The sequence below is a fragment of the Nocardiopsis camelliae genome (assembly GCF_028993595.1).
Taxonomy (GTDB): Bacteria; Actinomycetota; Actinomycetes; order Streptosporangiales; family Streptosporangiaceae; genus Nocardiopsis; species Nocardiopsis dassonvillei.
In genome coordinates, this window is sequence record NZ_CP118614.1 from 3521868 (window position 1) to 3546962 (window position 25095).

At 72.4% G+C, this 25095-nt stretch carries 21 protein-coding genes; 13 read left to right on the forward strand and 8 right to left on the reverse strand.

All coding sequences use genetic code 11. The features are described from left to right. Nucleotides 1-10: 10 nt before the first annotated feature. The 5 genes from PV789_RS15505 to PV789_RS15525 form a co-directional block, all read right to left on the reverse strand. A complete protein-coding gene (locus PV789_RS15505; protein WP_274973283.1) occupies nt 11-778 on the reverse strand; it encodes a sulfite exporter TauE/SafE family protein in 768 nt (255 codons plus the stop codon). A 298-nt stretch (nt 779-1076) separates the two neighbouring features. Then, nucleotides 1077-1253 (reverse strand): hypothetical protein, encoded by a 177-nt coding sequence (locus PV789_RS15510; protein WP_274973284.1) that lies wholly within the window; start codon nt 1251-1253, stop codon nt 1077-1079. 178 nt (nt 1254-1431) lie between these two features. Further along, nucleotides 1432-2064, reverse strand: coding sequence for an alpha/beta hydrolase (locus PV789_RS15515; RefSeq protein ID WP_274973285.1), 633 nt, complete (start codon nt 2062-2064; stop codon nt 1432-1434). Next, nucleotides 2061-3011 (reverse strand): ring-cleaving dioxygenase, encoded by a 951-nt coding sequence (locus PV789_RS15520; protein ID WP_274973286.1) that lies wholly within the window; start codon nt 3009-3011, stop codon nt 2061-2063. Before PV789_RS15520 ends, PV789_RS15515 begins: the two co-directional genes overlap by 4 nt. A gap of 138 nt (nt 3012-3149) precedes the next feature. Further along, nucleotides 3150-4376, reverse strand: coding sequence for an MFS transporter (locus tag PV789_RS15525; RefSeq protein ID WP_274973287.1), 1227 nt, complete (start codon nt 4374-4376; stop codon nt 3150-3152). Between the two features lie 70 nt (nt 4377-4446). On the opposite strand from PV789_RS15525, the gene PV789_RS15530 reads away from it, so the two are divergent. Further along, nucleotides 4447-5442, forward strand: coding sequence for a LysR family transcriptional regulator (locus PV789_RS15530; protein ID WP_274973288.1), 996 nt, complete (start codon nt 4447-4449; stop codon nt 5440-5442). A 63-nt stretch (nt 5443-5505) separates the two neighbouring features. Beyond that, nucleotides 5506-6276, forward strand: coding sequence for an SDR family oxidoreductase (locus PV789_RS15535; RefSeq protein ID WP_274973289.1), 771 nt, complete (start codon nt 5506-5508; stop codon nt 6274-6276). 169 nt (nt 6277-6445) lie between these two features. Here the strand turns inward: PV789_RS15535 and PV789_RS15540 are convergent, their stop codons facing one another. Next, the gene (locus tag PV789_RS15540; protein WP_274973290.1) at nt 6446-8257 is read right to left on the reverse strand and encodes a serine/threonine protein kinase; all 1812 of its coding nucleotides are present in this window, start codon (nt 8255-8257) and stop codon (nt 6446-6448) included. 443 nt (nt 8258-8700) lie between these two features. On the opposite strand from PV789_RS15540, the gene PV789_RS15545 reads away from it, so the two are divergent. From PV789_RS15545 to PV789_RS15570, 6 genes are all read left to right on the forward strand, one after another. Then, nucleotides 8701-9954: a cytochrome P450 gene (locus PV789_RS15545; RefSeq protein ID WP_274973291.1), complete on the forward strand. Its 1254-nt coding sequence runs from the start codon at nt 8701-8703 to the stop codon at nt 9952-9954. A gap of 18 nt (nt 9955-9972) precedes the next feature. Continuing rightward, complete coding sequence (locus PV789_RS15550) at nt 9973-11094, forward strand: endo-1,4-beta-xylanase (RefSeq protein ID WP_274973292.1); 1122 nt, start codon at nt 9973-9975, stop codon at nt 11092-11094. A 75-nt stretch (nt 11095-11169) separates the two neighbouring features. Beyond that, a complete protein-coding gene (locus tag PV789_RS15555) occupies nt 11170-12048 on the forward strand; it encodes a DUF3159 domain-containing protein (RefSeq protein WP_274973293.1) in 879 nt (292 codons plus the stop codon). A 233-nt stretch (nt 12049-12281) separates the two neighbouring features. Further along, complete coding sequence (locus PV789_RS15560; RefSeq protein ID WP_274973294.1) at nt 12282-13205, forward strand: aminoglycoside phosphotransferase family protein; 924 nt, start codon at nt 12282-12284, stop codon at nt 13203-13205. A gap of 171 nt (nt 13206-13376) precedes the next feature. Further along, on the forward strand, nt 13377-14342 hold the full coding sequence (locus PV789_RS15565) for an alpha/beta hydrolase (RefSeq protein WP_274973295.1): 966 nt from the start codon (nt 13377-13379) through the stop codon (nt 14340-14342). Between the two features lie 20 nt (nt 14343-14362). Continuing rightward, the gene (locus PV789_RS15570) at nt 14363-15331 is read left to right on the forward strand and encodes a helix-turn-helix domain-containing protein (protein WP_274973296.1); all 969 of its coding nucleotides are present in this window, start codon (nt 14363-14365) and stop codon (nt 15329-15331) included. Between the two features lie 95 nt (nt 15332-15426). On the opposite strand, the gene PV789_RS15575 is transcribed toward PV789_RS15570, so the two are convergent. Both PV789_RS15575 and PV789_RS15580 read right to left on the reverse strand, forming a co-directional pair. Next, on the reverse strand, nt 15427-16128 hold the full coding sequence (locus PV789_RS15575; RefSeq protein WP_274973297.1) for a pentapeptide repeat-containing protein: 702 nt from the start codon (nt 16126-16128) through the stop codon (nt 15427-15429). A gap of 132 nt (nt 16129-16260) precedes the next feature. Continuing rightward, on the reverse strand, nt 16261-17823 hold the full coding sequence (locus PV789_RS15580; protein ID WP_274973298.1) for a PucR family transcriptional regulator: 1563 nt from the start codon (nt 17821-17823) through the stop codon (nt 16261-16263). Nucleotides 17824-18088: 265 nt separating this feature from the next. Here PV789_RS15580 and PV789_RS15585 point away from each other — a divergent pair, with 265 nt between their 5' ends. From PV789_RS15585 to PV789_RS15605, 5 genes are all read left to right on the forward strand, one after another. After that, on the forward strand, nt 18089-18958 hold the full coding sequence (locus tag PV789_RS15585) for an FAD binding domain-containing protein (RefSeq protein ID WP_274973299.1): 870 nt from the start codon (nt 18089-18091) through the stop codon (nt 18956-18958). After that, nucleotides 18949-19452, forward strand: coding sequence for a (2Fe-2S)-binding protein (locus tag PV789_RS15590; RefSeq protein ID WP_274973300.1), 504 nt, complete (start codon nt 18949-18951; stop codon nt 19450-19452). Before PV789_RS15585 ends, PV789_RS15590 begins: the two co-directional genes overlap by 10 nt. Then, nucleotides 19449-20810, forward strand: coding sequence for an 8-oxoguanine deaminase (locus PV789_RS15595; protein WP_274973301.1), 1362 nt, complete (start codon nt 19449-19451; stop codon nt 20808-20810). The genes PV789_RS15590 and PV789_RS15595 overlap by 4 nt, the downstream gene beginning before the upstream one ends. Continuing rightward, complete coding sequence (locus PV789_RS15600) at nt 20810-23242, forward strand: xanthine dehydrogenase family protein molybdopterin-binding subunit (protein ID WP_274973302.1); 2433 nt, start codon at nt 20810-20812, stop codon at nt 23240-23242. Before PV789_RS15595 ends, PV789_RS15600 begins: the two co-directional genes overlap by 1 nt. A gap of 199 nt (nt 23243-23441) precedes the next feature. Further along, nucleotides 23442-24884 (forward strand): NCS2 family permease, encoded by a 1443-nt coding sequence (locus PV789_RS15605; RefSeq protein ID WP_274973303.1) that lies wholly within the window; start codon nt 23442-23444, stop codon nt 24882-24884. Nucleotides 24885-25095 lie beyond the last annotated feature (211 nt).

The following is a 25095-nucleotide window of genomic DNA, read 5'->3' on the forward strand; positions in this document are numbered from 1 at the left end:
TGGGGCGGCCTCAGGTGAAGATGTCCCAGCCCATGCGCACCAGCAGGGCGATGACCACCACCAGCAGCACGGCGCGCACGAACCCCGAACCGCGCCGCAGGGCCATCCGGGCGCCGATCTGGGCGCCGATGATGGTGCACACCGCCAGCCCCAGGCCCAGCAGCCAGTCGATGTGGCCGCCCAGACCGAAGACGACCAGCGCCCCCAGGTTGGTGCACACGTTGACGATCTTGGCCGAGGCCGAGGCCTCGACGAAGTCCATGCCGACCACGGCGGTGAAGGCGATGATGAGGAAGACACCGGTGCCCGGGCCGATGAGGCCGTCGTAGAAGCTCACGCCCAGGCCCGCCAGGGCCACCACCGCCAGGGCCCGGTTGCGGGTGCGCAGAGCCCGGTCGGAGGCCACACCCATGGCGGGGCGGAAGTAGACCATGAGGGCCACCCCGGCCAGGACCACCATGATGACGGGTTTGAGCACGTCGGCGGTGAGCGCGGCGGCCATGGCCGCGCCCAGACCCGAGCCCAGCAGGGCCAGGCCGGCGGTGGGCACGACCACGCGGCGGTCGATCCCGACCTTGCGGGCGTAGGCCAGGGCGGCGGAGGTCGTGCCGAAGACGGCGCCGAGCTTGTTGGTGCCCAGCAGGGTGGCCAGGGGTGTGGTGGGCGCGGCGACCAGCAGGGCGGGCAGCAGGAGCAGGCCGCCTCCGCCGACTACGGCGTCGACCCAGCCCGCTGCGACGCCGACCAGCAGGAGCAGGCCGAGGATCTCGGGGTCCATCTACCGCGCGCGCCCGAGGGAAGAGGTGATCATGGGTTCTTTTCGTGGCGGGGATGGCTGACCCACGAAGCCTACTCTTCACCCGCCGGGGGTTTCGTCCCAGGGTGTCCCTGGCCCGCGCGCGAGCGGCGGCTCCGCTCCGACGGGCGCAAGGCCCGGGGCGGGTTCACGAGGGAAGGGGTGAACCCGCCGTACACGGTCGCGCCCGCTGGGCCCCGCTCCTCGCACGTGCGCCCAAGGGAGGGACGACGCCGTGGGCGTGCGATGAGGGCACCGGTCAGACCCGCGGGGTCAGCGCTCAGACGGTGATGGTGATGTTGTCGATGATGTCGTCGAGGAAGCCCTCGTCACTGAAGAAGTGCAGGGAACGGGAGAACCCGGTGGCCACGGAGTCCGCCGAGGCCGGGGCGGCGCCGACCAACAGGACGGTGGCCAGGACGACACCGGCGGCGGTACCAGCCAGGAAACGTTGCATCAAGCACACGAAAACCACTCCATGTCACTTTGGGTGTGCATTTCGCTGCTGATGGTATCCATGTTGGTGAGTGTCGCGCTGGCTTTTTCGCGATGAACAGGAGTACACGGCCCACGACGTGCGAAGCGGCGACGCCCAGGGTCAGGGGGCGCCGCCGCAGCCTGAGGAAAAGCCCAGGTCAGAACCGGGACCGGGCGAACCAGTCGCGGGCCTGCTCCAGCACCTGGGGCGCCACCTGGTGCCCGCCGGGGTGCTCCTGGGCCTGGACCCGGGCCCCGCGTTCACGCAGCTGGTCGGCCAGCAGGCGCGCCTGGTCCACGGTGGTGATCGGGTCGGCGGCGCCGGAGCCCAGGAACACCCGCACCCCCGACAGGTCCACCGGATCGGGCCGGCGCCCCTGCAGCGGCGCCCCGGCCGCGAACAGGGCGGCGCCCCGCAGCAGGTGCGGGTGGAGCAGCAGCAGGGCGGCCCCGGTGTTGGCGCCGTTGGAGAACCCGCTGACCACGACGCGCTCCGGGTCCAGGTCGTAGGCGCGCACGGCCTCGGTGACGAAGGCCGCCAGCGCGGCGGTGCGCTCGATGAGGTCCTCGACGTCGAAGACGCCCTCGCGCAGGCGGCGGAACCACCGGTTCATCCCGTTCTCGTCCACCGTGCCGCGCGGTGAGAGCAGGGCCGCGCCCGGGGCCAGGGCCCGCCCCAGCGGCAGGAGGTCGTGCTCGTCGGCGCCGGTGCCGTGGAGCAGCAGCACGGTGGGCGCGTCCGGGGCGGTGGCCGGGGTGAAGACGTGGACGAGGTCGTCGACGCCGCTCACCGGTCGGTCTCCAGGGCGGGCAGGTGCGCGGCGATCTGGGCGCGGTCGGGCTCCAGCCACGGCGGGAGCCTGAGCGAGCGGCCCAGTTCCAGCAGCGGCTCGTCGTAGTCGAACCCGGGGCCGTCGGTGGCGATCTCCAGCAGCACCCCGCCGGGCTCGCGGAAGTAGATGGAGGTGAAGTAGCGGCGGTCGCGGACCTCGGTCACGCCCACGCCGTCGGCCTCCAGGCGCTGACGCCAGGCCTCCTGGACGGGGCCGTCGGGGGCGCGGTAGGCCACGTGGTGGACGGTTCCGGCGGCGACCAGTCCGCGCGGCGCGCGGGGGTCGGCCACCACGTCGACGATGGTGCCCACGCCCCGGCCGGAGGCGTTGGTGTGAAAGCGCGTGCGCTCCCCGCTCTCACCCGCCAGGTGGAAGCCGAGCTGGTCGCCCAGCATCTGGACGGTGCCCTCCACGTCCTGCTCGGTCAGGGTCACCGCGCGGATGCCGCGGATGGCGTGTTCGGGCGGTACCGCTCCCCCGTCCCAGGGGTCGGTGTCGTGGTGGTCGGCGCTGGCGGCCAGTTCGATGACCAGGCCGTCGGGGTCGCGCAGGCTCAGCACGTCCTCCTCACCCCGCTCGGCGGGGCGGGTGGCCTCCACGTCCAGGGAGGCCAGGTGCCGGGCCCACCAGCCCAGGGAGCCCTCGGGCACGGAGAAGGTCGTGGTGGTGGCCTGGCCCGCGCCCACGCGCCCGCGGGGCGCGCCGGGCCAGGGGAAGAAGGTCATGATGGTGCCGGGGTTGCCCGCCCGGTCGCCGTAGTAGAGGTGGTAGGTCTGGGGCGAGTCGAAGTTGACCGTGCGCTTGACCATGCGCATGCCCAGGGCGCGCAGGTAGAAGTCGGCGTTGGCCTGCGGATCGCTGGCGATCGCGGTCACGTGGTGGATTCCCGCGGGGCGCACGTCCATGTCCCTCACCCTTCGTCGAGTTCGCCGGGGCGCCTGCCAATGTAGTTTAAATTTAAACTACCACGGTGGTGTGCTCCCTTCCCACACTCCCCCCAACACGCCCCCGCGAACCAGCACGCCCCCGGGCGGTCACCACCCCTACCGCAGACGGCGCAGACGCAGACCCGCCGCGGCGGCCGCCGCGCACAACCCCAACGCGAACACCACCGACCCGCCCCAGCCCACACCGTCGTAGACCAGACCGCCCACCCAGCCGAACAGACTCGACCCCAGGTAGTAGGCCAGGGTGTACACCGCCATGGCCTGGGCCCGCCCCCGCACCGCCCGGGTACCCACCCACGCCGAGGCCGTGGCGTGCGCGCAGAAGAAACCGAAGGTCATCACCAACAGGGCCGCCAACAGACCCGGCAGAGCCGTGGCGAACATCCCGCCCAACCCGACCGCCATCGCCGCGGTCGCCGCGGTGAGCACCGCGTACCCGCCCCAGCGCGCGACCGCACCCCCCGCCACCGCCGAACCCACCATCCCGGCGGTGTAGGACAGGAAGAGCAGCGAGGCCGCGGCCTGGGACAACCCGAAGGGCTCGGCCATCAGACGAAAACCCAACAGGTTGTAGACCGTCATGAAAGCGCCCATGAGCAACAGGGCCTGGGTGTACAGGGCGATGAGCCCGGGCGTGGTCACCGCCGCGCGCACACGCCCGCCCATCCCGGCCCCACCCGCCCCCGCCGACGGCGACGCGGCGCGCGAAACGCCCGCCCCCCGGGGCAGGACCAGCGCGAACACGGCCAGCGCGACCAGGGCCAACAGCGTGTTCGCGGCGATCCCCCACTGCCAGCCACCCAGGTCCGCAGCCAACCCGGCCAGCAGACGCCCGCCCATCCCGCCCAACGGGTTGCCCGCGATGTACAGACCCGTGGCACGCGGGGCGTCAGCCGGATGGATCTCCTCCGACAGGTAGGCCACGGCCGCCGCGGGCACCCCGCCCAAAGCCGCGCCCTGCAGCGCGCGCAGCACCAGCAGCACCCACAGATCGGCGACGAAGGGAATCGCACACCCCACCAGGGTCGCGGCCAGCAGGGAGACACCGATGACGCGCGCGCGACCGAAACGGTCGGCCGCCCCGCTCCAGACCAGGGTGAACCCCGCCAGGCCGCCGGTGGCCAGCGACACCGCGAGCGCGGCCTGGGAGGCCGAGGCGCCGAACCCCTCGGCGATCGCCGGCAGGATCGGCTGGACCGACCACAACTGGGCGAAGGTCGCCACCGCGGCGGCCACCAACGCGACGACCGTGCGCCGGTAGGCGCCGCTACCCGCACGGGGACGCATGTCATGGTCGGACGGTGAGCCGCTGGTCAGGGTCATACCGCCCACGCTAGAAAGACCGCTTTCATACGTCCAATGCATACGTTGGCGTTCATCCATACTGGAACGCATGGAACACCGTGAGCACGGCGAGAACCTCGACGCCGACACCCTGGCCCAGGTACTGGCGCCGCGGCTGCGGATGGTGGCCGCGGTGGCCGCCACCGAGCACATCACCCAGGCCGCCGAAGCACTGGGAACCCCCCAACCCACCCTGAGCCGGGCACTGGCCCGCACACAGCAGGAACTGGGAATGGCCCTGGTCGAACGCACCGGACGCGGGGTCCGGCTGACCCGCGCCGGAAAACTGCTGCTGCCGCACGTGGAACGGGCCCTGGCGGACCTGCGCCAGGGCATGGCGGAACTCACCGGCGCCGAGGAGGGCCGCGTGGCACTGACCTTCCTGCCCACACTGGGGGTGGAGGTGGTCCCGGCGCTGCTGCGCGGCTTCCGCGCCCAGCACCCGGGGGTGCGCTTCTCCCTGACCCAGGAACCGTGGTCGGAGTCGCTGCACAGGCTCACCGCGGGCGGCGCCGACCTGGCGCTGACCTCACCACTGCCCTCGGGACAGGGACTGGCGGCGGCCACCTTGCACACCCAGGTGCTGCGCCTGGTGGTACCCGAGCAGCACGCGCTGGCACGCGGACACCAGAGCCCGCACAGCGGGACGACGGGCCGAACCCGGAACGCGGCGGTGGCGGTGACCGCCGCAGCCCACGAGGAGTTCATCCTGCTCAAACCGGGACGGGGCGTGCGCCACCTGACCGACCGCATCGTGGAACAAGCGGGCTTCACCCCCCGGGTGGCCTTCGAAGCCGACGACATCGCCACCGCGCGCGGCCTGGTCGCGGCCGGGCTGGGGGTCTCGGTGCTCCCCGCCCGCCCCAAGGGAGCGCTGAGCGGAACGGTGGAGCTGGACATCGAGGGCGTGGACGCCCGCCGCCCCATCGCAGTGGTCTGGCCCCGACAGGGATCGGGCGGCGGCTACGAACCCCCCGCGGTGACACTGTTCCGCGACCACGTGCGACGGGTGGGCCCACGCGTGATCCCCGACCTGACCGGTTGAGCGCCACCCGCCCCCGACGAAAACCACTGGTGTGCGGGGCGAGGACCGCGCGACCATCACCCCATGACGCACACACCGCCCTCCCGCCCCCTGGCCCTGGTCACCGGCGTCGGCCGCACCACCGGTATCGGCTCCGCCATCGCCCTCCGCCTGGCCGCCTCGGGCTGGGACGTGGCCTTCACCCACTGGAGCGCCTACGACGCCCGCATGAACTGGGGCGCCGAACCGGGCGCCACCCGCACCATCCTGGACGCCCTGACCGGGCACGGCGCCCGCGCCACGGCGGTCGAGGCCGACCTGGCCGACACCGCCACCGCCGCACACGTCTTCGACACCGTCCAGGAGCGGTTGGGCCCGGTGAACGCACTCATCATGTGCCACTGCGAGTCGGTCGACTCCGGACTGCTGGAGACCACCGTGGACAGCTTCGACCGGCACTTCGCGGTCAACGCGCGCGCCACCTGGCAGCTGGCCCGCGAGTTCGGACTGCGCTTCACCGCAGAGCACGACACCGGAAGGATCATAGCCCTGACCAGCGACGACACCGTCGGCAACCTGCCCTACGGCGCGAGCAAGGCCGCCCTGGACCGCATCGTGCTCTCCTGCGCGCGCGAGCTGGCCCACCTGGGAGTGAGCGCCAACGTCATCAACCCCGGACCCGTCGACACCGGCTGGATGTCACAGCACACCAGGGACGAGTGCCTCCAGCACACCCCGCTGGGGCGCCTGGGCACCCCCCAGGACACCGCGGACCTGGTGGAGTTCCTGTGCTCACCCCGCGGCCGGTGGATCAACGGCCAACTCCTGACCAGCGACGGCGGCATCTCCGCCTGACCCGCCCCCGCGGCGAGGACGGGACCCCGGCCCGGACCAGGACGGAACCCGGACCACGGGCCCCGCCCTCGGCGCCTCACCCTGGGACAGGTCTCCCGCGCCTGTCAACAGCGCGAAACCGCAGCCAACACGCCCGCCAGCCCCGGCACCCACACCCCCCAGCCAGGGATCAGCCCCAAAAACCGAAGCTGTACAACAGACCGTTGGTCGCCGCGATCGCACCCAACGCCAACACCGCACCCGTGACGAACGACGTCCGCAACGACCTGACCAGGTACTCCAACGACACCAGGTTGTTCAACAGGAAGTACCCCAGCATCATCGCGTGCCAGAAGGACTCCCACCGGAACGGCTCGAACGCGTACGGCGCCCCCGTCCACACCTCGGTCTCGGTCGTGAACCACGCCCACGCCAACGCCGCCCCGTACCCCAACGGCACCTGGATCAGCGGAATGACCAACAACGGCAACAGCTTGACGAAACCCCACAACCCCGGCTGGTCCGCATGGCGCGCCTGGCTCTGGGCACGACGCGCGGCCTCCTGCTCGGCCCGCACCCGCTCACGGTGGGCCCGCTCGGCCTCCTGACGGCGCCGGTGCTCCAACCGCTGCTCCTCCACCCGCCTGCGCTGCTCCTCCTGCTGGCGCTGCTGCTCCTGCATCCGGCGCTGGCGCTGCTCCTCCTGCTGACGCAACTGCTCCTGCTGCTGGCGGCGCACGTCCGCGCCCGGATCACGCCGCTCGCCGTACAGGTCGGCGTAGGCGTCCTCCTGACTGGGCCGCTCCGACTGCCGGTACCCCGAAGCCTCCTCCCGCCCGTAGGAGGCAGCGCCCTGACCGTACTGCGCGGTCGGCGGAACCTGCTGCCCCGACGGAAAACGCGCCGTGGCCCCGTACCCCTGCTGCTCACCCAGCACCGAGGTCGCACCGCCCTCGTGCCCCGGCACCGGCGGCGTGACCCGGGTGGCCGCCTCATCACCGAACACACCCGCACCAGCCGCCCCGGCCGCAGCTCCCGCCGCACCCCCCACAGCAGCGGCACCACCCTGTCCCAACACCTCCGTGCGCTGGTGCTGACCGGTAACGCGCCCGTCCCCGGCAGCGGCCGCCAACGCCCCGTTGACCTTGGCCACCTGCTCCTGAACCCCGCGCATCACCTCCGCGGGCAACCAGGTCGGCCCCGTGGCCACATCACCCAGATAGTCCAGGATCTCCCCCGGCCCCGGACGGCCCTGCGGGTCCTTGGACAAACACGCCGCCACCAGATGACGCAACGACTCGGGCACACCCGACAGATCCGGCTCACGACTGATGATGCGCATGACCATGGTGGGCATACTGCCCTCACCGAAAGGCCCCGTCCCCGCCGCCGCGTAGGCCAGCACCGCACCGTAGGCGAACAGGTCACTGGCCGGAGTCAGCGCCTCCCCCTGCACCTGCTCCGGACTCATGAACCCCGGCGTACCGATCACCGACTGCGTGGCCGCCGTACCGTCGGTCGCACGGGCGATACCGAAATCGATCACCCGCGGCCCGTCCTCGGCCAACAGCACGTTGCCGGGCTTGAGGTCACGGTGGATCAACCCCACCCGGTGGATGTCGGCCAACGCCTCGGCCAGACCCGCCGCGAGCACCCGCACACTCGCCTCCGGCAGCGGCCCGTGATCGTGCACCGCCGTGTCCAACGGCAACGAGGGAACATACGAGGTGACCAGCCAGGGCACCTCGTCATCGGGACCCGCGTCGATCACCGGCGCGGTGAACGCACCGCTCACCTGACGGGCCGCGTTGACCTCACGGGCGAAACGCTCCCGGAAGGAGGCGTCGGCGGCCATGTGCGGATGGATGCGCTTGACCGCCACCGCACGCCCCCCGGCCGAACGGCCGAAGAACACCTGGCCCATGCCGCCAGAGCCCAAGCGGCCGATCAGCCGGTACCGGCCGATACGTTCCGGGTCACTGGGATCGAGCCTAAGGGACACTACAGCCTCCACACACGACGTTCCGCCACCCCCGGGTGCCAGAGGATGACCGCCGCCTCCCCCGGTGCCCGAGCACCCGCCGGAAAGACGCCTGCCCCCAACCTATCGGCGGGCGCACCCCCCAGACTCCCCCGCAAACACCGGCGTGTGCACCACCGCGGGCCCCCACACCCCCGACACGGCCCCCACCAGGCACCCACCCGCACCCGCCACGCCACCGGGTCCACCCCACCCCGAACCACCCCACACCCACACAACCCCCCACAACCCCAACCACCTGCGACAACCCCACCACCACACCCCACCCGCCAACGCCGCACCCCAACGACGAACCACCCCGCAAAGTTCCCCCCTGACCGCACACGGCCAAGTCACCAACCCGCATGACCAGGCACCCCCCACCCGCCTAGGGTCGAAAAAGCACGCGACCAGGAGGACACACCATGCACATCCCCGACACCCTGCGCATCGACGCCCGCCTACGCCTGGCCAACGCCGCCTCCTGGACCGCCGCACAGACCGCAGACCACCCCAGCAGACTCCTGCACCACCCCTGGCGCCACAACCCCTACCCCACCTACCAACGCCTGCGCGACCAAGGCCACTTCGCCACCAGCAAACTCGGCTTCCGCACCGCCAACACCTACCAAGCCGTCAGCGCCCTCCTACGCGGACGCGAATTCGGCGTCCAACCCCCCGACGGCACCACCCCACCCCAACAGTTCGACATCATGGACCTGTCCTTCCTCATGAAGGACCCACCCGAACACACCCGCCTGCGCCAACTCGCCCGCCCCGCCTTCAGCCCCCGCCGCATGAGCGAGTACGAAACCCAGATCACCCAAACCACCCACGAACTCCTGGACAAAGCCGCCGCCAAAGGCCGCTTCGACCTCATGCGCGACTTCGCCCAACCCCTGCCCATCGCCGTCATCAGCCGCCTCCTCGGCGTCCCCGCCTCCCAAGACACCGAATTCGTCCGCATCGGCCACGCCCTGGGCAGCGCCCTGGACGGCGCCCGCTCGGCGAGTCACGTGCGCCGCATCCACCAGGCCACGGCACAATTGGACCTGCTGTTCACCCGGCTCATGCGACAGCGCCGCGCCGACCCCCGCGACGACGTGGTCTCCACCCTGGTCACCCAGGTCGACGACGGCCACCTCACCGCGACCGAACTCAGCACCATGTGCCGCCTGCTGCTCATCGCCGGATTCGAGACCACCGTGAACCTGATCGGGAACGGGGTGATGGCCCTGCTGCGCCACCGCCACCAGTGGGAACGCCTCATCGCCGACCCCGACCTGGCCCCGGGCGCCGTGGAAGAGATCCTGCGCTTCGACTCACCCGTCCAGATGACCAGCCGCTGGGTCCACACCGACACCACCGTCCAACACCAACCCCTGCGCCGCGGCGGCTACGCCATGTGCCTCATCGGCTCCGCCAACCGCGACCCCGCACGCTTCACCGACCCCGACCGCTTCGACATCACCCGCCCCGACGCCGCCGACCACCTCTCCTTCTCCAGCGGCGTCCACTACTGCCTGGGCGCACCCCTGGCCCGCCTCGAAGGCCGCATCGCCCTACGCGCCCTCGCCGAACGCCTCCCCCACCTACGACCCACCGCCCCACCCACCCGCCGACCCACCACCGTCGTACGCTCCCTGTCCGCCTTCCCCGTCACCACGGGCACCCGATAGAAGGCGAGAGGCGACCAGATGCGCAGCACGGCCCCCTCCCCATGGCGCTCGCTCACCCGCGGACGCGGAGCCCTGCTGACCGCCGCCGCCCTGTGCGCCGTCATCCTCCTGGTCACCGCGGTCCTCACCCTCACCCTGCCCGCACAACCAGAACCCTCCGGCCCCGGCCGACTCCCCCAACTCGCCCACCAGAGCGACATCGACCTCGGCGTCGCCGTGGCCGTCAACCCCCTCGTCCACGACAGCGAGTACCGCTCCGTGGTCACCGAGCACTACACCTCCCTGACCGCCGAGAACACCATGAAATGGGAGTACGTCCAACCCCAACGCCACACCTTCGACTGGAGCGGCCCCGACACCGTCGTCGACTTCGCCGAACGCAACAACCTCACCGTCCACGGCCACACCCTGCTCTGGCACAACCAACAACCCGCCTGGCTCGCACAAGGCACCTGGACCCCCGACGAACTACGCCAGATCATCCGCGAACACATGCAGGCACTCATGGGCCGCTACCAAGGACGCGTCACCTCCTGGGACATCATCAACGAACCCTTCGAGGACAGCGGCCCCCGCCTACGCGACAACCTCTGGCACCAGGTCCTGGGCGAGGACTACATCGCCGAGGCCCTCACCACGGCCCACGAGATCGACCCCCAGGCCCGCCTCTACATCAACGAATTCGGCATCGAGGGCGGCGGCCCCAAGACCGACGCCCTCTACGAACTCGTCACCACCCTGCTCGACCGCGGCGTCCCCCTGCACGGCATCGGCTTCCAGAGCCACTTCATCCACGGCCACGTCCCCGACGACCTCAGCCGACAACTACGCCGCTTCACCGACCTGGGACTGGAAGTCAGCATCAGCGAACTGGACGTACGCATCCCCGAACCCGTCCCCAACGGCGCCCTCCAGGACCAGGCCCGCGAATACGCACAGGTCGTCCAAGCCTGCCTCGACGTACCCCGCTGCGTACGCGTATCCGTCTGGGGAGTCAGCGACCAGCACTCCTGGATCCCCGAATGGTTCCCCGGCTACACCGCCGCACTGCCCTTCGACGACTCCTACACACCCAAACCGGCACTCAACGCCATGGTCCAGACCCTCTCCCGCAGACCCCCGCACACCCCGACGCGATAGGCACCCGCGCCCACACAGCAACGCGCGCCCGGCACGGACGGCACCAGTGACACCACGTCACAGCCGAAAGATGACGTGACCGCACTGCCACACAGCGCAGCGCCCTGGTGGAATCAGAACACGACCTCGACGACCGCGACCGGCACCCACAACCCGGCAGACGGCACCGAGGCCACGAAGTCGCCGACCCGCGACACCACAACGCCACCCATCGCATCGGAGGCCGAGATGACCACCGCCGAGCGCACCCGCACCGACCTTCCCCCCACCCCCCAGCACAACACCACGCCCGGCAACGAGCACACCGGCACCCCCGACAACACCCACCCCGAACAGCCCGTCGACCTCAAACAGGCCCTCATCGACGGCGTCGGCGGCCCCTGGGGCATGCTCTACTCCACCCTGCCCGTGGTCGGCTTCGCCGCCGCCGTACCCTTCGTCTCCCTGCCCACGGCCATCGGAGTCGCCATCGCCGCCGCCCTGGCACTGGGCGCCTTCCGCATGTGGCGCGGCGAAGCCTTCATGAGCGCCATGGGCGGCGTCTTCGGCGTCGCCGTCGCCGGAGGCGTCTCCGCCTGGACCGGATCAGCCAACGACTTCTTCCTCATCGGCATCTGGGCCTCCCTGGCCGGCGCGATCCTCACCCTCCTCACACTGCTCACGCGCCGCCCGATCACCGGACTCATCTGGAACGCCCTGCACGGCAACACCCACCCCTGGCGCGACGACGCCCCCACCCGCTTCGCCCACGACCTGGCCACCCTCGCCATCACCGCCGTCTTCGCCGCCCGCTTCACCGTGCGCCAGTGGCTCTACCTCGCCGACTCCACCACCGGACTCGCCATCGCCGACACCGTCACCGGCTTCCCCCTGACCGCCGCGGCCGCCGTAGCCGTCATCTGGGCCTTCCGCCGCTCCACCAAACGCCTCATCAAGAACACCCCCCACACCTGACAAACCACCCCTCGACCCCGCCGCGGCGCCCCGACCCCCCCCCCCGGGGGGGGCCCGCCGCCGCACACGACCGCCCGACGACACACCCCACACCACATGCGCCACACCCACCCCACCCGCTACCGTCGAACCCCAACACCGACAACGAACGAGGTGTTCGGTATGCGTTAGACCCGTGGTCCCCCAGGCGCCCTTCGTCACCAGCCATCACAAGACGACGAAGGACACACCACATGCACGACGACACTCCCCCCATCCGCGTCCCCCACACCCTCGCACCCCTACTGGACCGCTTCTTCGGACCCCAGTGGACCCAAGGGCTGCCCGCACTCACCCAACGCCAACTCCGACACTGGAACCTCCAGCCCACCGGAACACCCATGCACGGCATGGTCGCCCTCGTCGTCCCCGTACGACTCCCCCACGGCGACCCCGCCGTGCTCAAGATCCAACCCGTGGACGCCGAGAGCGAAGGCGAACCCGACGCCCTGCGCACCTGGAACGGCGACGGCGCCGTACGCCTCCTCCGACACGACCCCGACACCGGCGCCATGCTCCTCGAACCCCTCGACCCCGCACGCACACTCGACACCGTCCCCATCGACCAGGCCCTCACCACCATCGGCACCCTCCTGGCCCGCCTCACCGCACACCCGGCACCACAGGGCATACGCACCCTGCAGGAGGCCACACACACCATGGCCGCCCGAGCCCAACACCTGGCACCACGCCTGCGCACCTCACACGAACGCCACCGCATCAACGCACTCGCCGCCCGCGCCCGCGAAATGGCACCCCACGCCGGAGACCGCCTCCTGCACTGGGACCTGCACTTCCAGAACGTGCTCGCCCCCCTGCCCGGCACCGACCGCGAACCCTGGCTCGCCATCGACCCCAAACCCCTCGCCGGAGACCCCGGCTTCGACCTCTTCCCCGCCCTGCACAACCGCTGGAACGAAGCCCTCGCCACCGGAGACCCACGCAAGGAGACCCGCCGCCGCCTGGACCTGCTCTCCGAGGCAGCCCACATCCCCCGCGACCGCGCACGCGCCTGGACCCTCATCCGCGTCCTCCAGGAATGCGTCTGGGCCCTCGAGGACGGCGAACCCGCCCTGCCCCGCGTACCGGTGACCATCGCCGAAGCCCTGGGCGCATGACCACCGCCGCCCCCGACCGCCCCACACCCCGGGACGGCCGGGGGCGGACCCAAGACCCCACCAGAGCACACCCCGCCGTACGGCGGCACACACCCGCCACACGGCACTGCCCCGCACCCACACCCGCCCCCGACAATGGTGACGCACCACACACCACCAACGGAGGCACCCGTGACCACACCACCCCGCCCCGCACTCGACCCCGAACTCGCCGCCGCCCTCACCCTCCTCGGCGACGAGATCACTCCCTCCATCACCCCCGACATGATCCCCGCCCTACGCCGACGACGAGCCCGCCTCCTGCCCACCGACACCACCCTCCACCCCGCCTACACCGAAACCCCACACCACGCCCCCAGCCACGACCACACCCCCATCCCCCTCATCCACTGGCACCCCACCCACACCACCACCCCCGTCGGCGCCCTCTACTGGATCCACGGGGGCGGCATGATCATGGGCTCCCACCGCGGCACCGAGATCCCCGGCCTCCTCCAAACCGCACACGAACTCGACCTCGCCCTCATCTCGGTCGACTACCGCCTCGCCCCCGAACACCCCCACCCCACCCCCGTCGAGGACTGCTACGCCGGCCTGACCTGGATCACCGACAACGCCACCGACCTCGGCCTGGACCCCACCCGCATCGTCATCGGCGGAGGCAGCGCCGGCGGCGGGCTCGCCGCCGCCACCACCCTCCTCGCCCGCGACCGCGGCGGCCCCGCCCTCCAGGGACAGCTGCTCCTGTGCCCCATGCTCGACGACCGCAACGACACCGCCTCCTCCCACCAGATGGCCGGAACCGGCGTATGGGACCGCACCTCCAACGCCACCGGCTGGACCGCCCTGATCGGCCCCCGCGCCGGCGGCCCCGACGTCTCCCCCTACGCCGCACCAGCCCGCGCCGAGGACCTGTCCGGCCTGCCTCCCGCCTTCCTGGACGTGGGCTCCGCCGAGACCTTCCGCGACGAGGTCGTCGACTACGCCTCCCGCATCTGGCAGGCGGGCGGATCAGCCGAACTGCACGTGTGGCCCGGCGGCTTCCACGGCTTCGACGGCATCGCCCCCCACGCCGCCCTCAGCCGCAGCGCCCACGCCCAACGCCTGCCCTGGCTGCGCCGGATCACCGGAGCCTGAACCCGGGGCACCATGAAGGCATGAGAGAGCTCCTGGGCAGGATCTCCGCACTGGACCCCGAAGCGGGCGCCGCCGTCAAGGTGATCGCCTACTTCGACGAACTCACCGGAGCCGGAATCGAACCCGTCATCCGCGGCGCCGCCGTCCTCACCGGCGTCCCCGCCGGGTTCACCCGCCCCGGACGCGGCCCCGCACTGAGGGCCGACCCCGCCGGACAGGTCAGGCGCACCGCCGCCGGCCCCGACCCCTCCTGGTGCTCGACCCGGGTCGGTGACGGCGTGCTGTGGCTGGAACGCGCCACTGCCACCCCCGGCCCGGTGGAGGCGATGGTCCTCGAACGCGCGGCCGCCGCCCTGCGCACCCGGCTCGAACCCGCCCCGGACGCGGCCAGCGGTCGCACCGCGCTGGCCCGGGCCCTGGTCGACGCCGACCTGTCCGAGGAACAGCGCGTCCTGGCCGCCCGCCGATACGGGCTCGCCCCGGGGGCCCGGGCCCGCGCGGTGGCCGACCACGGCGGCGGTGTACGCGTCCTGGCCCCCGACGATCCCCCGGGCGCGCGACAGGCGGGGGTGGGACCGGTAGTGGAGGCGCTGGCCCTGCCCTCCTCCTGGCACGACGCCCGCCGGGCGCTGCGCTTCACCGCCCGGGGCACCGGCGCCGACCCGGGCCCGCGCGTGGTGTTCGCCGAGGAGCTGGGCGGGCTGCTTCTTCTGGCCGACACCGTGCGGCCCGGCGGCGAACCGGTGCCGGACGTCGCGGCACTGGAACGGGTGGCACGCGAGGCGCCGCCGCTGCTGGCGGCCCTGGACGCGGTGGCCTCCTCCCCCAGCCTGCGGGCGGCGGCCCGGGCGCAGGGTCAGCACCATTCCACCCTCCAGGAGAGCGTGGGGCGGGCCGAACGCCTGCTGGGCTGGCCCGTGCACGAGGTGTCGGGCCGGCTGCGCCTCCAGGTGGCGCTGGCCCTGCGCAGGTTGTACTGCAATCTCTGATTGTCGTTCTTGTTTTCTCCCCCTCGGGAGAAAACTGTTAAGGACAGACACCTTTACGACGTAGATTCAAAGAAGTGGATCCACGCAGACGGCGTCTACTCCATGACGGTGATGCCCAGGGCGGCCAGGATGGCGCCCGCCTGCACCGGGCTGATGCTGGCCCCCCGCAGGTACCCGGCCTGCTCCAGGGCGGGCTCCCCCAGATCGGCCCCGCGCAGGTCGGCCCCCGCCAGCTTCACGTTGACCAGGTTGGCGCCCCGCAGCCGCGAGTCCGTCCACACCGTCTCGCGCAGGTCCGCGCTGGCCAGGTCGGCCTCGTCCATGCGCAGCCCCTCCAGGGTCTGCCCGCGCAGCACCAGGCCCTTGCAGCGGGCCAGCATGAGGTTGCAGTGCGCGAAGGTGTAGCCGATCCCCCGCAGCGAGTTCAGCGCGGCCCCGGTCATCCGGCAGCCGGTGAAGGCGGTGTCGGTGAGCAGGGCGCCCTGCCAGCGGGTGTTGGCCAGGTCCACCCGCTCGAACCTGGTCTCGGTGCACTCGGCGTGCGAGAACACCGCCCCCGAGGCGCTGCCGCCGGTGAACACCGCGCCCTCCAGGACGGCCCGCTCCAGGCGGACCCCGTCCAGGCGGCAGTCGAGGAAGACGGCGTCGACCAGGTCGGCGTCGCGCAGGTCCGCCTCGGTCAGGTCACAGCGGGTGAACACGCGCGGCGCGTCCAGGGGCCGGGACAGCTGGTCGCGCAGGTCGGCGCCGTTCAGATCGGCGTCGGTGGTCTCGGGGAGAAGGAGGTCGGTACTCATCGCCAGCACCCTAGCGGTGACCGGCGACACGCGTGCTCCGGCGTGCCCGCCCCACGACGCGAGCCGCCCGGCGCGACCGTTCCCCCGCCCCGCGGCCCCTCTCCCCCACCCGCGCCCCCTCCCCCGGCCGGGTCAGTCCCGGAGCTTGAGTGCCAGGAACAGGTCCACCCGGTGCTCCAGGCTGCTCAGGTCCCGCCCGGTCAACTCCTCCACGCGGCCGATCCGGTACCGCAGCGTGTTGACGTGCACGTGCATCGTGGCGGCGCAGCGCTGCCAGGAACCCGAGTGGGCCAGGAACTGCTCCAGGGTCCGCACCAGCTCCGAGCGGTGGTCGCGGTCGTAGGCCAGCAGCGGGCCCAGCAGCCGCTCGCGGTAGGAGGACTGCACCTCTTCCGGAACCGAGGCCAGCAGCAGTTCGTGGGAGTCGATCTCGGCCCCGGCGATCACCCGGGACCGGCCCCCGCGCAGCTCGGCCAGGCGGCGGGCGTGGCGGGCCTCCACGGCGGCGCCGCGCAGGTCGGGCACGCCCCGCACGGCCGAACTGAGGCCGATGGCCAGCCGGTGGTCGAGCAGGCCGCCCTCCAGGACGCGGGCGCGGTGCAGCAGCGCGGCGCGGACCTCCTCGGCACGGGCGCGGACCTCGGTCCCGGCCACCGGGACGACGGCCAGGGCGTCCTCCTCGCCGGTGACGACGGCGCCGGGACGGTCGGCGACCAGTTCGGAGAGCACGCGCCGGGCCAGGTCGGGCACGCGGGGCTCGGGCAGCATGACGGCGCTGACCACGACGTGGCTGCCCCGGCCGCCGGTCGGGTCGGTGCCGCGCAGGAGTTCGGTGACCTCGTCGAAGCGCTGGGCGGCCAGCAGCCGGGGCAGCCCCTCCAGGTGGCGGGCGTCGGTCAGGGCGCGCTCCTCGGCGCGGCTGCGGGCGAGCCCGGCGATGGAGACGAGTTCGGCCACCGACTCGTGCTCCTCCTCGGTCCAGGAGGTGTGGTCGCCCTCGCAGACCACCAGCCAGGCGGCCAGGGGGTGGGACTCGCGGGCCTGGACGGGCAGGAGCGTGAGGGCGCGGTCCTCCCGCCCGGGGGTGCGGACGGTGTGCGGCAGGGTGGGGCCGGCCAGGGCGCGGGCGGCGATCCACTCGCGCTCGTCCTCGGGCAGGGGCCCGCCGGAGGCGGCGATGTGGCGGCCGGTGCAGGACAGGACCCAGGCGGCCCGCCCGGTCTGCGCGGCGGCTTCGGCGAAGGCCCGGGGGAAGTCGGCCCCGGCGGCGACGTCGGCCATGAGGCGGCGGTGGCGGTCGCGGGTCTCGGCGATGGTGGTGAAGCGGTGCCGGGTCAGGGAGCGCAGCACCTCCTCGGTGACCGCGCCGAAGGAGGTCTCCGGGGGCACCTCCACCAGGGGCAGGTCGTGGTCGCGGCAGGCCTCGACCAGGTCGGCGGGGACCTCGCCCAGGGCGGTCCCGGCGCCGACGGCGACCGCCCCGGCCCCCGCGACGGAGGCCACGAAGGTGCGCGAGTCCTCGGGGCGGGTGCGCCACATCATCCCGGTGAGGACGAACTCGCCGCCGCGCAGGTAGCGGGCGGGTTCGAGCAGGTCGGTGGTGTAGGCCCACCGCAGGGTGCGGTGCGCGTGCTCGGCCCCCGACAGGAATCTCAGGTGCAGCCGTGTGACCGCGAGCAGCTCGCTGATCCGCATGAACGTCCCTCTGTCGCTCGTGTGGGCGGCGGGCGCCCCGGGTGGTGAGGCGGTGGATGTTACTCCGGTGACGCCACTTGTAGGAAACGCCCAACGATAACCGTTCGTTCCGCGGACACTTCATGTCATCACTTGCTGGTAGTGGCCGCGCTCCCAGTGGTGTACTTCACAGCATCGGCGAGACCCACCAGGGAAGACGCGACCGACAGACCGCGCCGGGCCGCGAGCGAGCGGCGGCACGACCATGGCGACAAGAGGACCGAGCATGGAGTTCCTGAGCCCCTCCACACTGGAGGAGGCCCTTGAGGCGAAGAGCGCCCAGCCCGAGGCGGTGCCCATCATGGGCGGCACCGACGTGATGGTGGAGCTCAACTTCGACAAGAGGCGCCCGCCCGCCCTGATCGACCTGACCCGGATCCCGGAACTGGCCGAGTTCGGACCGGACGGGGGGCACACCCGCCTGGGCGCGGGCGTGCCCTACACCAAGGTGATCGAGCACCTGTCGGAGCGGGCCCCGGCCCTGGCCAGGGCCTCGCGCTCGGTGGCCTCCCCGCAGATCCGCAACCGCGGCACCGTGGGCGGCAACCTGGGCGGCGCCTCCCCGGCCGGGGAGGCCCACCCGCCCCTGCTGGCCACCGACGCGGTCATCGAACTGGCGTCGGTGCGGGGCAGGCGCCGGGTGCCCGCCCGCGAGTTCTACCTGTCGCTGCGCACCACCGCGCGGCAGGCCGACGAACTGATCACGGCGGTGCTGCTGCCCGAGCCGACCGGCCCGCAGCAGTTCGCCAAGATCGGCACGCGCAACGCGATGGTCATCGCGGTGACCTCCTTCTCCCTGGCCCTGGACACCGGGCGCAGGGCCGTGGGGACGGGTGTGGGCTCGGCCGGCCCCACGCCGCTGCGCGCGGAGGCCGCCGAGAAGTTCCTGGCGGCGGAGTTCGACTGGGAGGACGGCCGCCCGCTCGCGGAGCCGGTCGTGCGCGAGTTCGGCGCGCTGGTGGCCGCGGCCGCCCGCCCCATCGACGACCAGCGGGGCAGCGCCGAGTACCGCAGGCACGCGCTGTCGGTGATGGCGCGCCGCGCACTGAGCTGGTCGGTCACCGACTACCGGAAGGGAGCCACGCGATGCGCGTGAGTTTCAGGGTCAACGGCGAGGACGTCACCGCCGACGACGTGTGGGCGGGCGAGAGCCTGCTGTACGTACTGCGCGAGCGGCTGGGGCTGCCGGGCAGCAAGAACGCCTGCGAGCAGGGCGAGTGCGGCTCGTGCACGGTCTACTTCGACGGTGTGACGGCGTGTTCGTGCATGATCGCCGCCGGGCAGGCGCAGGGGCGCGAGGTGCGCACCGTGGAGGGCCTGTCCGAGGGCGAGGGGGCCGAGCGCGAACTGGGCTCGGTGCAGGACGCCTTCGTGGAGGCGGGCGCGGTGCAGTGCGGGTTCTGCACGCCGGGCCTGCTGGTGCAGACCGACGACCTGCTGGAGCGCACGGTGGGCGCGGGGCTGCCCGCGCCGGAGGACGCCGAGATCCGTGAGGCGCTGGCGGGCAACCTGTGCCGGTGCACCGGGTACGAGAAGATCCTCGACGCGGTGCGCCTGGCCGCCTCGCGGCGGGTCGGGAGCGGTTCGTGAACGCGGCGGAGGGCTTCGTCATCGAGGGCGCCCACGTGGTGACCGTGGACGGCGCGGAGTACGCCGACGGCCACGTGGTGGTGCGCGCGGGTCGTATCTGGGCGGTGGGCGCGGGACCGGCCCCCGGGGCCGAGGGGCTTCAGCGCGTGGACGGGCGCGGGTGCCTGGTCACGCCGGGCCTGGTCAACACGCACAACCACCTCTACCAGTGGGCGACGCAGGGGTTGTTCGCCGACGGCACGCTCTTCGAGTGGCTGGTGGGCTCCTACGAGATCTGGGGCCGCTTGGACGCCGACGTGGTGTCGGGGACGACCTCGGCCGGTCTGGCCCACCTGGCGCTGTCGGGGTGCACGACCGCCTCCGACCACCACTACGTCCACCCCTCGGGCCGCGGCGACATCGTGGCCGCCGAGGTGGAGGCCGCCCGCGAGGTGGGCGTGCGCCTGGACCTGGCCCGCGGGTCGATGGACCGGGGGCAGAGCCAGGGCGGGCTGCCGCCGGACGCCGTGGTGGAGTCGCTGGAGCAGGCCCTGGCGGGCACCGCCGAGGCCGTCGACACCTACCACGACACCGCGCCCGACGCGATGACGCGGGTGGCGGTGGCCCCGTGCTCGCCGTTCTCGGTCTCGCGCGCGCTGATGGTGGAGAGCGCGGAGCTGGCCCGGGACCGGGGGGTGCGGCTGCACACCCACCTGGCCGAGACGCTCGACGAGGAGCAGCAGTGCCTGGAGGAGTTCGGGTGCACCCCCGTGGAGTACGCCGAGAAGCTCGGCTGGCTGGGCCCGGACGTGTGGTTCGCGCACGCCGTGCACCTGTCGGACGCGGCGATCAAGCGGATGGCGTCCACGGGCACCGGGGTGGCGCACTGCCCCACCTCCAACGCCCGCCTGGGCGCGGGGATCTGCCGGGTCCCCGAACTGCTGGAGGCGGGCGTGCCCGTGGGCCTGGGCGTGGACGGCCCGGCCTCCAGCGAGCTGACGCCGCTGGCAGGTGAGATGCACCAGGCGCTGCTGATGGCCCGCGCCCGCAGGGGCCCCACGGCGCTCAGCGCCCGCCAGGCGCTGGAGATGGCCACCCTGGGCGGCGCCCGGGTGCTGGGCCGCGACGCCGAACTGGGCTCCCTGGCGGTGGGCAAACTGGCCGACATCGCCCTGTGGCGGGTGGACGGGTTCGGCTACGACGTGATCGGGGACCCGGTGGTGGCGGCCGTCTTCGGTCCCACCCCGCCCCTGGAGCGGCTCTGGGTCGGCGGGAACACCGTCGTCGACCGCGGTGAGCTGCGCACCCTGTCCGCCGAGACCGCCGCCGCGCGCGGCCGTGCGGCGCACCGCGCCCTGACACAGGAGGTGAGCCGCTGATGGCGGCGACGACCCGTACCGTGACGGACCTGAGCAGCACGACCAGGGACGGGGTGGGCTCCAGCCCGCGCCGCCCCGACGGAACCCTGAAGGTCACCGGCGAGTTCGCCTACTCCTCGGACATGTGGATGGAGGACATGCTGTGGGGGGCGACCCTGCGCAGCCCCCACCCGCACGCCGAGATCCGCGGCATCGACGTCACCGAGGCGCTGAAGGTGCCCGGGGTGCACGCGGTGCTCACCCACGAGGACGTGCCCGGGAACAAGCGCTACGGGCTGGAGTACCAGGACCAGCCGGTGCTGGCCTTCGGCAAGGTGCGCTACAAGGGCGAGGCGGTGGCGATCGTGGCCGCCGACCACCCCGAGACCGCCCGGCGGGCGATGGAGCGCGTCCGCGTGGACTACGCGGTGCTGGAGCCGATCAGCGACTCCAGGCGGGCCGCGCTGGACCCCGACTGCCCGCCGGTGCACGAGCCGGGCACGGTCCCCGACCACCCCGAGTACAACCCGCGCGGCAACCGGCTGCGCTACCAGCCGGTGCGCACGGGCGCGTTCGCCGCGGTGGCGGGCTCGGTCGGGCGCGAGGGCGAGGTTCTGGAGCGGCTGCGCGCCGAGGCCCACGCGGTGGTGTCCTCCGAGTACGAGGTCGGCATGCAGGACCAGGCCTTCCTGGGCCCGGAGTCGGGCATGGCCGTCCCGGCCGAGGACGGCGGGGTGGATCTGTACGTGGCCACGCAGTGGCTGCACGTGGACCAGCGCCAGATCGCCCCGGCGCTGGGGCTGCCCGAGGACAAGGTGCGCCTGACCCTGGCCGGGGTGGGCGGGGCCTTCGGCGCCCGCGAGGACCTGTCGATGCAGATCCACGCGGCCCTGCTGGCGCTGCGCACGGGCAGGCCGGTCAAGTTCGTGTACAACCGCGAGGAGTCCTTCTACGGGCACGTGCACCGGCACCCGGCCAGGATGCGCTACGAGCACGGGGCGCGCGCGGACGGCACGCTGCTCTACGCCACGGCGGAGATCATCGTGGACGGCGGCGCGTACGCGTCGGCGACCCCCGCGGTGGTGGGCGTGGCCTCCTCCCTGGGCATCGGCCCCTATGAGGTGGAGAACGTGCTGGTGGACGCCTACGGGGTGTACACCAACAACCCGCCGTGCGGCGCGATGCGCGGGTTCGGCGCGGTGCAGGCCTGCTTCGCCTACGAGTCGCAGATGGACCGGCTCGCCGAGGAGCTGGGCATGCACCCGGTGGACCTGCGGATCAGGAACGCCATGTCGCAGGGCTCGCGGATCATCACGGGCCAGGAGATCGACATGCCGCTGCCGATGGCGGAGATGCTGGAGCGCTGCCGCGCCCTGCCGATGCCGCCCGAACGCGACGCGCTGGCCGACCCCGCCGACCAGCGCACCCTGCCGGGCGGGGTGGCGGGCACCACGCGCGGCGAGGGCGTGGTGCGCGGTGTGGGCTACGGCCTGGGGCTGAAGAACCTGTGCTTCTCGGAGGGGTTCGACGACTACTCCACCGCGCGGGTGCGGCTGGAGGTCGTGGGCGGTGAGCCGGTGGTGCTGGTGCACACGGCGGCGGCCGAGGTCGGCCAGGGTCTGGTGACGGTCAAGGGGCAGATCGCCCGGACCGAGCTGGGCGTGGAGAAGGTGGTCATCGCCCCCGCCGACACCCAGGTCGGTTCGGCCGGCTCCTCCTCGGCCTCGCGGCAGTCGTACATGACCGGCGGCGCGGTGATGACCGCGTGCGTGTCGGTGCGCGCCGAGGTGTTCGCGCTGGCCCGCGAGCGCGGGATCGTGCCCGAGGCGCTGCCCGACACCGATTTGTCCCTGGACGGGGGCAAGCTGGTGTCGGCCACGGTCGGCGCGCTGGTGTCCCTGGCGGACCTGCTGGGGGAGTCGGCGCGCGGTGGCACGGTGGTCGAGCACACCCGCGAGTACCACCACCGGCCCACCGAGATGCTCGACCCCAAGCTGGGCCAGGGCTCCTCGCACAACCAGTTCGGGATGTGCGTGCACCGGGCCGTGGTGGACGTGGACGTGGAGCTGGGCTTGGTGAAGGTGGTCGCGCTCGACGCGGTGCAGGACGTGGGCCGGGTGCTGCACCCCCAGCAGCTGGCCGGGCAGATCCAGGGCGGCTCCACGCAGGGTCTGGGCCTGGCGCTGATGGAGGAGGTGCAGGTCAGGGACGGGAAGATCCTCAACCCCTCGTTCACCGACTACCTCATCCCCACCATCCTGGACACGCCGCCGATGCGGATCGACGTGCTGGAGCGCCCCGATCCGCACGCGCCCTACGGGCTGCGCGGCGCCGGTGAGCCGCCGACGCTGTCCTCGACCCCGGCCGTGGTGGCCGCGGTGCGCGCGGCCACCGGCAGGGCCCTGACCCACGCTCCGGTGCGTCCGGAGGACATCGTGGGCATCGACCTGTAGCCGCGACCGGCGGCGCGGTCCCCCGCCGCGCCGCCCCCCATGAACCGCCCGCCCCGGCCTCGTCGGCGCCCCGACACCGGGGCGGGTGCCCAACAGCGGGACAGTGCCGTCCTGCGCACACCCTCAGTTGAACACCAAGAGTGACAACCCCCCTACACATGGCAATGACCGCCATGCTCATCTCCCTCCAGGAGGGGACATGACCCGACTCAAGGACTCCGGCCCGCATTCGGGGGCCCGGAAGCCCACGGCTCGATCCTGGCTCGACCGCTTCTTCTTCGTCAGCGAGCGCGGATCCACCTTCGGGCGCGAGGTCCGCGGCGGACTGACCACCTTCATGGCGATGGCCTACATCATCGTCCTGAACCCGATCATCCTCAGCGGCGTCTCCGACGTGAACGGCGACGTCCTGTCCGCGGGCCAGCTGACCACCATGACCGCCCTGTCCGCCGGGCTGGTCACGATCATGATGGGGGTGGTCGGCCGGGCGCCGATCGCCTGCGCCGCGGCCCTGGGGGTGATGGCGGTCGTGGCCTACCAGGCCGCGCCCGTGATGGCCTGGCCCGAGGTGATGGGCCTGGTCGTGTGGCAGGGCGTCGCCATCATCCTCATGGTGGTGACCGGTGTGCGGACCGCGGTGATGAACGCGCTGCCGCACGACCTCAAGATGGCCATCGGCGTGGGCATCGGCCTGTTCGTGGCCCTCATCGGGCTGGACAACGCGGGCTTCGTCAGCGCCGGGGAGGGCGGCGGCCTGCTCCAGATCGGCGCGGCCGGGGCCGGGGGCCACCTCGACGGGTGGCCGATCCTGGTCTTCGTGTGCGGCCTGGTGCTGGCCAGCGTCCTGCTGGTGCGCGGGGTGCCCGGCGCGATCTTCTACGGCATCGTCGGCGCGACGGTCCTGGCGATCGTCGTGCACTACGCGGCGGGCCTGGAGGCCGGGGACTGGGGCCGGGCCAGCCCCGAGCTGCCCGGCAACCCGTTCGCGGTCCCCGACTTCGGCCTGCTGTTGCGGGTGGACATGTTCGGCGCGTGGACCTCGGCCGGTGCGACCACGGCGGGCGTCATCCTGTTCACCCTGGTGCTGGCCGGGTTCTTCGACGCCCTGGGCACCATCCTGGCCATCGGCACCAAGGCCGACATCGCCGATGCGGGCGGGCACATGCCCCGGGTCAACCAGATCCTGGTGACGGACGGCGCGGGCGCCGTGGCCGGAGGGCTGACCAGCTCCTCGGCGACGCTGGTGTTCGTGGAGTCCACGGCTGGGGTGAGCGAGGGGGCCCGGACCGGTCTGGCGAGCGTGGTGACGGGGCTGTTCTTCCTCGCGGCGATCTTCCTGGCCCCGGTGTTCGGTGTGGTCCCGGCGCAGGCCGCGGCGGTGGCGATGGTGCTGGTGGGAGCCATGATGATGATGCACATCAGGGAGATCGACTGGTCGGACATCGCCGTGGCGATCCCGGCCTTCCTGACCATCGCGATGATGCCGTTCACCTTCGACATCGCCAGCGGGATCGGCATCGGGATCATCTCCTACACGCTGGTCAGGTCGGCCCAGGGGCGCGTGCGCGACGTGGGCTGGCTGATGTGGGTGCTCTCGGCCGTGTTCGCGTTCCACTTCTCCATGCACGCGTTGGGGCTTTGAGCCGGATCCCCTCAGGGGGGAGGCCGGGCCGCTGAGAGGGCGGCCCGGCCTCCCCCCTTTTTCGCCGCGGACCGGTCGGGGCCGCGCGTGCCCGGAGCAGCCACGGAGCCGTTCGGGGCGGAAGTGGCGGGTGTAGGGGGCGCGGCACCTCGTTGACAGCGGTCGGCGGCGCCCCTAAGTTGACAATGTCAACTTCGTATCGAGGGAAGCC